Annotated in this window: 8 protein-coding genes; 1 reads left to right on the top strand and 7 read right to left on the bottom strand. The window is 44.1% G+C overall.

Annotated features, from left to right (window positions below):
• Window positions 1-102: 102 nt before the first annotated feature.
• From dnaK to holA, 6 genes are all read right to left on the bottom strand, one after another.
• Complete coding sequence (gene dnaK / locus H8S37_RS00710; protein WP_186874148.1) at window positions 103-1,974, bottom strand: molecular chaperone DnaK; 1,872 nt, start codon at window positions 1,972-1,974, stop codon at window positions 103-105.
• 53 nt (window positions 1,975-2,027) lie between these two features.
• Window positions 2,028-2,696: a nucleotide exchange factor GrpE gene (grpE, locus tag H8S37_RS00705; protein ID WP_186875717.1), complete on the bottom strand. Its 669-nt coding sequence runs from the start codon at window positions 2,694-2,696 to the stop codon at window positions 2,028-2,030.
• 27 nt (window positions 2,697-2,723) lie between these two features.
• The gene (gene hrcA / locus H8S37_RS00700; protein ID WP_186874147.1) at window positions 2,724-3,773 is read right to left on the bottom strand and encodes a heat-inducible transcriptional repressor HrcA; all 1,050 of its coding nucleotides are present in this window, start codon (window positions 3,771-3,773) and stop codon (window positions 2,724-2,726) included.
• A 140-nt stretch (window positions 3,774-3,913) separates the two neighbouring features.
• Complete coding sequence (gene hemW / locus H8S37_RS00695; protein ID WP_186874146.1) at window positions 3,914-5,092, bottom strand: radical SAM family heme chaperone HemW; 1,179 nt, start codon at window positions 5,090-5,092, stop codon at window positions 3,914-3,916.
• A 1-nt stretch (window position 5,093) separates the two neighbouring features.
• Entirely contained in the window at window positions 5,094-6,908 is a 1,815-nt protein-coding gene (gene lepA / locus H8S37_RS00690; RefSeq protein WP_186874145.1) for a translation elongation factor 4, read from the bottom strand.
• A 48-nt stretch (window positions 6,909-6,956) separates the two neighbouring features.
• A complete protein-coding gene (gene holA / locus H8S37_RS00685; protein WP_186874144.1) occupies window positions 6,957-7,940 on the bottom strand; it encodes a DNA polymerase III subunit delta in 984 nt (327 codons plus the stop codon).
• Window positions 7,941-8,074: 134 nt separating this feature from the next.
• On the opposite strand from holA, the gene H8S37_RS00680 reads away from it, so the two are divergent.
• Window positions 8,075-9,844 (top strand): collagen-like domain-containing protein, encoded by a 1,770-nt coding sequence (locus H8S37_RS00680; protein WP_186874143.1) that lies wholly within the window; start codon window positions 8,075-8,077, stop codon window positions 9,842-9,844.
• An 81-nt stretch (window positions 9,845-9,925) separates the two neighbouring features.
• Here the strand turns inward: H8S37_RS00680 and H8S37_RS00675 are convergent, their stop codons facing one another.
• On the bottom strand, window positions 9,926-12,235 hold the full coding sequence (locus H8S37_RS00675; protein WP_243207026.1) for a DNA internalization-related competence protein ComEC/Rec2: 2,310 nt from the start codon (window positions 12,233-12,235) through the stop codon (window positions 9,926-9,928).
• Window positions 12,236-12,240: the final 5 nt, after the last annotated feature.

Here is a 12,240-nt window from a genome sequence, read left to right as displayed (position 1 = left end):
TCCTATACTCTACCTTTCACTCTTTCATTCATCTTGTATATACTCAAGAAAGATTCTGCAAAGCTGCACTCTGGCAGCTTGGCAGAATCTTTTAAGGTGCTCTTAGACTTCCTTATAGTCTCCATCTACAACATCATCACCCTGGAAACCATCTGGCGCCGGACCTGCTTCTGGTGTCGGACCACCTGCTGCTCCCGCACCTGCACCAGCTCCCGCCTGTTCATACATCTTTGTGAAAAGTTTCTGTGCACTTTCCATCAATTTCTCTTTCGCAGCTTTGATCTCAGCTACCTGTGCATCTGTTGCCTCCTCTGGAGTGGATTTTGCAAGGACGTCCTTTAATGCCTGGCAATCTGCCTCAACCGCCGCTTTATCATTTGCATCCAGCTTATCGCCTACTTCCTTAAGCGCTTTCTCTGTCTGGAATACCATAGCATCTGCTTCGTTTCTTGTATCTATTGCTTCTTTTCTCTTCTTGTCCTGTGCCTCGAATTCTGCAGCCTCTTTCACTGCCTTGTCGATATCCGCATCGGACATATTGGAACCTGCTGTAATTGTAATATGTTGCTCTTTTCCTGTTCCCAAATCTTTTGCAGACACATTTACAATACCGTTTGCGTCAATGTCAAATGTAACTTCAATCTGCGGGATTCCACGTGGAGCCGGTGGGATTCCATCCAAACGGAACTGTCCAAGAGACTTATTGTCCTTTGCAAACTGTCTCTCACCCTGTACTACATTGATGTCAACGGCCGTTTGATTGTCTGCCGCTGTAGAGAAAATCTGGCTCTTCTTTGTAGGAATCGTTGTATTTCTCTCAATCAGCCTTGTAGCCACTCCGCCCATTGTCTCGATAGACAGTGACAACGGCGTAACATCCAGAAGAAGAATATCCCCTGCACCTGCGTCTCCGGCAAGCTTACCGCCCTGTACAGAAGCTCCCAGTGCAACACACTCATCTGGATTTAAGGATTTACTTGGCTCTTTTCCTGTCAGGCGTTTTACTTCTTCCTGAACAGCAGGAATACGTGTAGATCCACCTACCAGCAATACCTGCCCTAATTCTGACGCTGTCAGACCTGCATCGGAGAGTGCTCTTTTAACCGGCTCTGCTGTCTTGTCTACCAGATCCCTTGTCAGTTCATCAAATTTTGCTCTTGTCAGGTTCATGTCAAAGTGCTTCGGCCCTTCTGCCGTTGCTGTAATAAATGGAAGATTGATATTTGTCGTTGTCGCAGAAGAGAGCTCTTTTTTCGCTTTCTCTGCTGCTTCTTTCAGTCTCTGGAGAGCCATTTTATCTGTAGATAAATCTACTCCCTCTTTTGCCTTAAAGTCAGCGAGCATATAGTCTGTAATCTTCTGGTCAAAATCATCACCGCCAAGCCGGTTATTTCCAGCTGTTGCGAGTACTTCAATAACACCGTCGCCAATCTCGATGATAGATACATCAAATGTACCACCACCTAAATCATATACCATAATCTTCTGTTCTTTTTCATTGTCCAGTCCATAAGCAAGTGCTGCCGCTGTAGGCTCGTTGATGATACGTTTTACGTCTAAGCCCGCGATCTTTCCGGCATCTTTTGTAGCCTGACGCTGTGCGTCATTGAAATACGCCGGAACAGTGATAACCGCTTCTGTTACCTTCTCTCCTAAATACCCTTCTGCATCTGCTTTTAACTTCTGCAAAATCATCGCAGAAATTTCCTGCGGAGAATATTTCTTTCCATCAATATCCTCTTTATGATCGGAACCCATCTCCCTTTTGATAGAAGAAATGGTTCTGCTCGCATTGGTTACTGCCTGGCGCTTCGCCGGCTCACCAACCAGACGTTCTCCATTCTTTGTAAATGCCACAACAGATGGGGTTGTTCTGGCGCCCTCCGTATTCGCAATAACAGTCGGCTGGCCACCTTCCATAACAGCCACACAACTGTTTGTCGTACCTAAGTCAATCCCTATTATTTTTCCCATAGTAAATGTCCTCCTTCATTGATTTGTAATCTTCTTTATTCTAATATTTACAGTTAATTTGCTACTTTTACCATACTGTGCCTTACCACGCTGTCTCTGTATGTGTAACCTTTCTGAAATTCTTCTGCAATAATGTTCTCTCCTAATTCTTCATCCTCCACATGCATCACCGCATTATGGAAATCCGGATTAAACTCTTTGCCAACCGCTTCGATCGGCTTCACTTCCATGGACTCTAAAGTCGTCATCAGCTGCTTATAAATCTTTTCCATTCCTTCTGCAAACGGACTTGCTTTTTCATCCTCCGCCACTGCCGCGAGTCCTCTCTCAAAATTGTCCACTACAGGAAGGATTTTTTCAATCACATCCTTTGCGCCAATCTCATACATCTGAGACTTTTCTTTCTCTGTACGCTTTCTGAAATTATCGAACTCTGCCATCTGACGTGTCAGACGATCGGTAAGCTCTTCAATCTTCTCATCCTTCTTGTCTTTCTTTGGCTTCTTTCCGAACAATTTTTTCTTTTCTGGCTTGTCGTTTTCACAAGCCTCCTCTTCTGGAACCGCCTCTTGGTTTTCTTCCGGCTGTTCTTCTTTTTGTGCTTCTTCTGCAGATGACTTGGGCTCTTTTTCTTTCACATCGTCATCTTGTTTGTTCTGTTCTTCATTCGCCTTTGCTTTTGCCTCTTCTACTGCTTCTTTTACCATATCTTCTTTGCTCATCTTTTCATCCACTAATTTTTCACCTTCCTATTCTTTCGGCTCTTTGCTGTAAATCGCATCCAACTCGCTTTGCAGAGTTTTCAGCGTATTCATAACATGCTCGTAATCCATACGCTTCGGACCGATGATACCGATGGTTCCTTTCATACCTTCCCCCAGTTCATATGTCGCTGTCACGACACTACAGTCCTTCATTGTCTTGACAGGCGCCTCATCTCCAATATAAACCTGAATACCATGATTTTCCTCACTGGCAAGCGTCTCCGTCACCAAATCGGCAAGCTGCTGTTTTTCTTCAAAAGCACTGATAATTTCCTGGGCACTCTGCTTATCACTTAATTCTGGATATTTAAAAATATTCGTAGCCCCGCTGGTATAGATCTCCATGTCGTCTTCCACATGAATAATCTCTGCCACCGCATCCAGCACATCACCAATGACCTGGCTGTGAATTCCTGCCTGCTCTTTTAAGCGGGCAATCAGTCCCAGTGTAATCTGGTCAATCGACATACCGTTAAGTGTTGTATTCAGCAGCATGTTCAGCTTCAGAAGGTTTTCATTACTTAAGCTTTCGCCAACTTCAATAATCTTATTCTTGATTACGTTTCCTCCCATTACAATTACAGCCACAATCTGTTCTTCATCCACCTGGGAAAGCTGGATAAATTTTAATGTATTGCGGTTGTTTACAGGAGCAGATACCAACGTCGCATAATTTGTATTCGCTGCAAGCACCTTCGCCGCCTGCTTCAATACCTGATCGACCTTGTCTGTCTTCTCCAGCATTGTATTTCTCAGCTCCGTAATCTCTTGCTCCTTTTCTTCCATCAGCATATCGACATACAGTCGATACCCTTTGTCAGAAGGAATCCTTCCTGCAGATGTATGGGGCTGGAAGATATACCCCAAATCTTCCAAATCCGCCATCTCATTTCGGATTGTCGCAGAGCTTAAATTCAGCTCTGTATATTTGGAAAGGGTTCGTGAGCCAACCGGTTCTCCCGTTTCAAGATAGTTCCGGATGATTGCTTTTAATATCGTCAGTTTTCTTTCATTCAATCCTTCGCCCGTTACCATCTGTCTCTCCTTTCCTAAAGTTTATTAGCACTCTTTAGTTTTGAGTGCTAACACCTTACGTATACTAAGATAGCACTAGGGTTTACGTTTGTCAACACTGTTTATATTTTTTTTAGGAAATATGTGACAGGTCAGCCTTTCTATGGATCCAGAAATTGCTCGAATACATAGTTACTGACATCTATTCCAAATTCTGTCAGAAAAAGAAAGTCTTTTTTTTCTTCCAGCAGTCCACGCTCTTTTAATTCCTTAATCTGTACTCCATATACATGTTCTAATTCTTTTTGAAATTTCCGTGCAAATTCAGAACGTGAAACTCCTTCCATTTTCCTGAGCCCCAAAAACATAAACTCTTCCATCTGCTCTTGTATATGCAAAGTTTCTCTTCCTACTCTCACGGAAGAATACGAAGCTTTTCTTTTTTCAAATGCATTTAGATATTCTGACAAGCTCGCTGTATTGGCAAACCGCTGTTCATTTATGAGAGAAGCGGCCCCTAATCCAAGCCCTAAATACTCTTTCCGTTCCCAGTATCCTAAATTGTGCCGACAGGCATATCCCTCTTTTGCGTAGTTTGAAATCTCATACCGCACATATCCATACTCTTTTAAAATTTCTTTTGTCTTTTTATAAATCCTGCGGTCTTCCTCCTCACCGGGAAGCGGGGGAATCTCTTTTTTGCCTCCCCTATGTCCGCCCTTTACATACCAGTCATAAAACAAAGTTCCTTCCTCTATCATCAGACTGTACGCTGAAATATGCTCCGGCTCCAGCTGCGCAGTTTTTCTAAGTGTCTGTTCCCAGTCGGCAGCAACCTGCCCTGGAATAGCTGAAATCAAATCCACATTGATGTTTGTAAAACCAGCTTCTCTTGCTTTTGTGTACGTCTCTAGAAAGTCCTCAAACGTATGTATCCGGCCTAAAAGTTTCAATTCTCGATTGTCAGCAGACTGCAATCCGATACTTAGGCGGTTGATACCTGCATTTTTCCATAATTCCAGCTTTTCACACGTTACTGTACCTGGATTTACTTCTATCGTAATCTCTGGTTCTTTTGCAAATTCAAAATTTTCATACAGCGCACGAAAAATCCGTACTGTTTCTGTCCCTGCTAAAATGGACGGAGTTCCTCCGCCCATAAATACTGTCGCTGCTGTATACTCTTGAAACGCTCTACGGCAGCTTTCTATCTCTCTTATCAATGCATTTACATATCTTTTGATTGTCTTATCCTCTGCAGCGTTGGACAGAAAATCACAATATGCACATTTTCTGACACAAAACGGAATATGCAAATACAGTTCTAATTCTTTTTTCATATCAGTCATCATCCAACTTTAAGACACTCATAAATGCTTTCTGCGGAATTTCCACATTTCCTACCTGGCGCATACGCTTCTTTCCTTCTTTTTGTTTCTCCAGAAGCTTTTTCTTACGCGAAATATCTCCTCCATAGCATTTTGCAAGGACATCTTTGCGCATCGCGCGTACAGTCTCACGTGCGATAATTTTACTTCCAATCGCCGCCTGAATCGGGATCTCGAAAAGCTGACGCGGAATCTCCTCCTTTAATTTTTCGCACATTTTTCTGCCCCTCTCATATGCACTTCCGCTAAATACAATAAACGACAGAGCATCTACTTCTTCTTTATTAATAAGAATATCTAACTTCACCAGTTCAGAGCGCTCATATCCCAGCATTTCATAATCAAAAGAAGCGTATCCCCTCGACCTGGACTTCAATGCGTCAAAGAAATCATAAATGATTTCATTTAACGGAAGGTGGTAGTGAAGTACCGCACGCTTTTCTTCGATATATTCCATACCCTGATATACGCCCCGCCGTTCCTGGCACAGATCCATAATCGCGCCGATAAATTCAGATGTAACCATAATCTCGGCTTTTACCATCGGTTCTTCCATATAATCAATCTCGGCGGGATCGGGCAAATTTGTCGGATTTGTCAAATCAATGACCTCTCCATTTGTCTTGTGCACTTTGTATATAACACTCGGTGCCGTCGTTACTAGATCCAGATTATACTCTCTCTCCAGACGTTCCTGAATAATCTCCAGATGCAGAAGTCCTAAAAATCCACAGCGGAACCCGAATCCCAGCGCTACAGAAGTTTCTGCTTCAAATTGCAGAGCCGCGTCATTTAGCTGTAGTTTTTCTAAGGCATCCCGCAGATCGGGATATTTTGCTCCGTCTGCCGGATATAACCCGCAGTAAACCATCGGGTTTACTTTTTTATAACCTGGAAGAGGCTCGGCACATGGCTCTTTCGCATTTGTCACCGTATCTCCTACTCTGGTATCTTTTACATTTTTAAGGCTCGCTGTAATATATCCAACCATCCCGGCGCTTAATTCCTCACATGGAATGAACTGTCCCGCGCCAAAATATCCTACTTCCACCACATCTGCCGTAGCCTTTGTTGCCATCATTTTTATCGGGGTGCCCTTTTTTACAGTGCCTTCTTTGATTCTGCAAAATACAATGACCCCTTTATAGGAATCATACACAGAATCAAAGATCAGAGCCTTAAGAGGCGCCTTCGCATCTCCTTTCGGTGCGGGAATTTTCGTAATGATCTGTTCCAGTACCTCCTCTACATTCATGCCCGTTTTCGCCGATATAAGAGGGGCCTCGTCTGCCTCAATTCCGATAACATCTTCTATCTCCTCTTTTACACGTTCCGGTTCTGCACTTGGTAAATCAACCTTATTAATCACCGGCATCACATCTAAATCGTGATCCAAAGCAAGATATACATTTGCCAGCGTCTGCGCCTCTACCCCCTGCGCTGCATCTACTACCAAAATCGCTCCATCACATGCCGCGAGACTTCGAGACACTTCATAATTAAAGTCTACATGCCCCGGAGTGTCTATCAAATTGAAGATATACTCTTCTCCATCCTTCGCCTTATAAACGGTTCTGACCGCCTGTGCCTTGATCGTAATGCCTCTCTCTCTTTCTAATTCCATATTGTCCAGCACTTGGGACTGCATCTCCCGACTTGTCAAAAGTCCCGTCATCTCAATGATCCGGTCTGCCAGTGTTGATTTTCCATGATCAATATGGGCGATAATACAAAAATTACGTATTTTATTCTGTTCTATCTCTGACACTTTTATGTTCCTCCTGTCCGCTTCCTTGATTTTATCTGCTTTTTCTCCCTAACTTGCGGCTGCATATTTCACCAAAAATAATTCTACCGCCAAATTATCCGTCAAGAGCCCTGTTTTTACTCTCTGTTCAATCTCCGCCGCATCTTCCAGAATCAGACGCAGCTCTCTGCTTTTAAAATAGTTTGCCTGCTCCATATATTTTCCTGCTGCAAATGGGTGTAGTCCTGCCTTTGCTGCAATTTCTTTCCTGCTGTATCCTTTGTGAAGCAAATCTTTTACATGAAATAAAATCCGGTATTGTCTTGTTAAAAGAAAGAAAATCCGCATAGGCGGTTCCTTTAAAGCGAGCAATTCATAATATAAGTCCAGCGCCTTTTTCTGTTTTTTTTCTGCAACTGCATTGACCATATCGAAAATATGGTTCGTAATCTGTGTAACACAGACTGCATCAATATCTTCCTTTGTAATACTTTCCTTCTCTAATGTATAACAAAACAGCTTTTCAAGTTCCCGCTGTATGTTCTCCATATCTGTCCCTATTTTATTTAAAAGATATACAATACAGTTTTCTGAAATCTGTTTGTTCTCTTTGCGCACAATCCCTGCAACCCACCGTTTCAAGGTTGCTTCGTCCTGCGCAGAAAGCTCCACAATGCGTCCTTTTGCTTTCACTGCTTTATATAACTTACTGCGCTTGTCCACTTCATTTTCCACAAATACAAAAAAGGTTGTCTGCGGCATCTCTTTTACATATTCTGCCAGCTCTGCTCCTGCACTCTTAAAAAAGCCGGTATTCTCAAATACCAGCAGACGGCGCTCTGAAAAGAAAGGCAATGTCTCTGCTAAATCAATCACCTCTTTTACATCCACGTTCTTACCTTCATAATACGCATAGTTCATCGTATCTCCTTCGGGGAGCATCGCTTTTGTAAATCGTTCCTTATACTGCCTTTTTAAATATCCTTCTTCTCCATAAAGCAGATAGACCTGTTTAAATTGTCCTGTTTTTAAATCTTCATTCAAACTCTTCATAACTTCTCTATTATATATGAATTTCTTCCTGTTTGACAAGAGTTTTATCCCTCTGCTCACAGAATAAGTGACCGTAAAATTTTCCCCTGCATAAAATGAACTAACCTATTATTTATTTTTTGGAGAGAGTGTAAATGAATTGCTATGGCTGTAATTTTTCAAAAAGAAATCAATCTTGCCCTTCTACAGGAAACGATAGTTTTATCCAATATCCACAAGGGCCAGAAGGGCCTCCCGGACCGCAAGGGCCTATGGGACCTCCCGGACCACGTGGCGAACGCGGTCCCCAAGGAATGAAAGGAGACATGGGCTGTCCCGGACCAGCCGGTCCAAGAGGTATGGCTGGAATCCAAGGGCCACGCGGTCCCCAGGGCGTACGCGGAGACGTCGGTCCAAAAGGAGACATCGGACCTGTGGGGCCACAAGGTGTTCAAGGAAATCCTGGACCTATGGGACCGAAAGGAGATACTGGCCCTGTCGGTCCGAAAGGAGATATTGGGCCGATGGGGCCTGTTGGACCAAAAGGAGAAAAGGGTGACAAAGGAGAGCGCGGAATGCAAGGCGAACAGGGACCTATGGGGGAACAAGGGCCTCAAGGGGAGACCGGACCACAGGGACCACAGGGCAATATGGGTTGTCCCGGACCGCAGGGGGAGCAAGGACCTATGGGTGCTACTGGAACACAAGGCGAAAAGGGTGACCCCGGTGCCACCGGGCCTACTGGTGCTACCGGCGAACAAGGACCTCAAGGGGAAAAGGGCGACACCGGACCTGCCGGTGCTACTGGCGCCACTGGTGCGCAAGGACCTCAAGGGGAAAAAGGCGACACTGGGCCTGCCGGACCTACTGGTGCTACTGGCGCTCAGGGCGCTCAAGGGGAGAAGGGCGACACCGGAGCCACTGGGCCTACTGGTGCTCAAGGATCTCAAGGAGAAAAAGGCGACACTGGGCCTGCCGGACCTACTGGTGCTACTGGCGCTCAAGGGGAGAAAGGCGACACCGGAGCCACCGGGCCTACTGGACCTGCTGGTGCTCAGGGACTTCAAGGAGAAAAAGGCGACACCGGGCCTACTGGCGAGCAAGGACCTAAAGGGGAAAAGGGTGACACTGGCGCCATCGGACTACAGGGAGAAAAAGGCGATATTGGCGCTACTGGTCCTGCCGGTGAACAAGGGCCGCAGGGAGAAAAAGGTGATATTGGGCCTACTGGACCCACCGGACCACTTCCAGCAGTTACTGTAGGAAATGTCACATCTGGTACCGAAGCAAATATAATATCAAATCCGAATGCTGCAGGAATTTCCTTAGATTTTACTCTGCCAATCGGACCTACCGGGCCCACCGGCCCTACCGGTGCAATCGGAACTACAGGACCCACAGGACCAGGGCCCGTTGTCACTGTAAGTGAAAATACACCTGTTTCTTATAAACTTTCCTTCACCAGCAACGGACAGACCACTACGACGCCAAACCTGTTTCCTACCTTTACAACTTATGCCTTAAATATGTCTGCTACCAACAGTAGTTTTAACCTTCCTATAGAAAATCTGATTCTTAATTATCTAAAAACCGGTGGGAACACCATTCAGCTATCCGTACGTGCAAAGGATACTGCGACGCCTGTCACGGCTGATATTATACGGACGACTATTTATGGCCTAGGCAGTCCAGAAGCACAATATTTTGATAATGTTCAAGTTACCGGCCAGATTGTTTTGGATGGAACCATCTATGCAGATTCACAGGAACAATACTGGCTCACAGTCCGGCAGCAGAATCCCGTTTCTTCCTTATGGTCTACCTGTATAGTACGTCTGTTTTCTTCTAAAAATGGCGCCAGAGTTTCCATCTGGCTGCGGTGGATTGAATACAATGTTTCCTACACCGTTCCTACAACTACCTAAAGTTAAATTTCAAATAGATAAAGATAGAAAGGGGCAGAGACAGTTTCCGCAGCTGTCTCTGCCCAAACAAAGTATATTGTACTATTCCTTTTTCAATATATATCCGTTTAACTGCATACTTTTCCCGTCGCTTTTTATAGTGATCGCTCCGTTGTCCTGTGTAGAATATACTTTACAGCCATACTTCTTCAATCTTCTTACTGTCTCTTCATGCGGATGTCCGTATCGATTGTCTATCCCTGCTGAAATCAAAGCAATTGTCGGCCTTATTTCTTCCAGAAATGCTTCCTGGCTGGAGCCTTTTGAACCGTGGTGTGCCACTTTAAGAACATCATATTTCCCTTGTAGTCCTTTTTTAAGAAGTTCTGCTTCACTGTGCGCCTCTATATCTCCAGTCAGCAAACATTGAAACTTCCCATAAGAAATATCTAATACCATAGAAGCTGCATTTCCTGTTTCTCCACTGTATCTGGTTTCCGGATACATACAGGTAATCGTCATTTCTTCCTCCTTCAGGCTGTCCCCCTCTCCCATTAAGACAATCCGCGTTTGATTTTGGACAGCAATATCTGCTGTTTCTTCTATCCTCTCATCCCAAGCACTTTTGGGAGGGAGAACTAGATTTTTTATCCGTATGCCTAACGCTTGATTTGCCAGCAGTTCCTCTATCCCATTCACATGATCCTCATCCCCATGGGAAAGAAAAACATAATCCAATGTGTCTGCCGCCCTGGACAATAAATATGGTTCTATTCTGTACTTTCCTACAGAGGAGACATCACTGCTGCCTCCATCTATCAGATAACATTTTCCTTCCGGCCCTCTTATAAAAATACCGTCTCCCTGTCCAACATCCAAGACCGTCATCTCTATTCCCGTACATATACGATAGCTGCATATACAGATAGAAAGAAAGCCAAAAGCTGCTCCGAGAACCCCCGCCGATGCTGCCAGCGCTCTTCGTCTTCTCTGTCTCTTACATGTATCTGTACTGCTGCTTTTCCCTTGTTCATTCTTACAATAAAACCAGATACAAATACCCAGTATCACACTATAATATAACACTATATACACTTTTTGCGGTCTTCCTGTCACGATACGGTTTCCTGGAAGTCTCTCTGCAAGCGAACATATACGGTCATAAAACCACAGAATTCCTTTGCATATAAACAGCACTTTTTCTCCTGCGCTTTCTGCAAACAAAAGCAGTACAGAGCCTGTCAGCCCGGCCGCCATAAAAAAAGGCATCAAAGGAATCACCAAAACATTCAAAAGCAAAGAATATGTGGGAATTTCAAAGTAAAAGTACATCAGAGGCGCAGTTAAAAACAGATTTACAGCCATACTGGCACAGATTCCCTGTTTCAATTTTACTCTGCATTTCTGTACTATTTTTTGTTTGTGCTCGTTTTCTTTTTCCTCTCTGCGCATCCAGCTTTCTTCTAGGATAGGAGTTAAAAGGACAAGCCCTGCAATCGCCCCGAAAGAGAGCTGAAAAGAGGCATCCATTACAGAAAGAGGAGAGGTTATTGCAAGAACAGCCGCTGTCAAAGAAAGGCTTGTCGCTATGTCATAATTTCTTCCGGTTATCTCTGCCCCCATCCGAATACCAAACATAAGCAAGGCTCTCCGGCTTGAAATTCCTGCTCCGGTCATCACCGTATAAAAAAGGAGCAACAGTACAGCGCTCCCGCCACATATAAAAAAAGGAAATCCAAAGCGCCTCTGTATTTTATACAGTCCCATCCCGATAAAGGACATGTGAAGCCCGGAGATCGCAAGAATATGACCGATTCCATTTTTCCGGAAACTCTCCTTCATTGTTTCGTCAAGCCCGTTCTTTTCCCCAAGTAAAATTGCACTGGTACTGTTTCCATAATACTCTCCCATTATTTGGATCAGCTTATGTTTCCAGCAGTTTTTTATTTCTGTCAGTTTTTCTTTCATCATTTTTGTCTCTGCACTGACAACTTCTATTTCCTCCGCCCATATAAGGGCATGAATTCCCTGGCTGCGGTAATAGAACTCTTGATCAAAATTCCCTGGATTTCTCGCAGATTCAAAAAACGAGACCGTTCCCTCTATAGCTACTTGATTTCCTATTTTCACCTGTTTTCTGGATAGATTTGGTTTGATATAAACCAGAAGTTTAGATTCTTTTAAGATTTGTTTTTGACAGACTATCTGTGCTTCTTTTATATAGAGCGCCTGCACATTCGTTTTTTCTTCTCTCTTATATACCGTTCCGCTTACAGTGATATGCTCTTTTGAAGCAATCGTTTTTTCTATCGCAGAAGGGTTCCAGTCTTTTGTAAGCCGGAACCCTCCGGATAACACTGTCAAAGTTCCCAAAAGGAAAAGAGACAGCATGCACAATGGTCTTTTTCGCATCTGAT

The sequence above is a fragment of the Mediterraneibacter hominis genome, assembly GCF_014287475.1.
Lineage (GTDB): Bacteria > Bacillota > Clostridia > Lachnospirales > Lachnospiraceae > Mediterraneibacter > Mediterraneibacter hominis.
The sequence above is the reverse complement of the archived record's forward strand: the minus strand, read 5'-3'. Positions and strand labels throughout refer to the sequence as shown.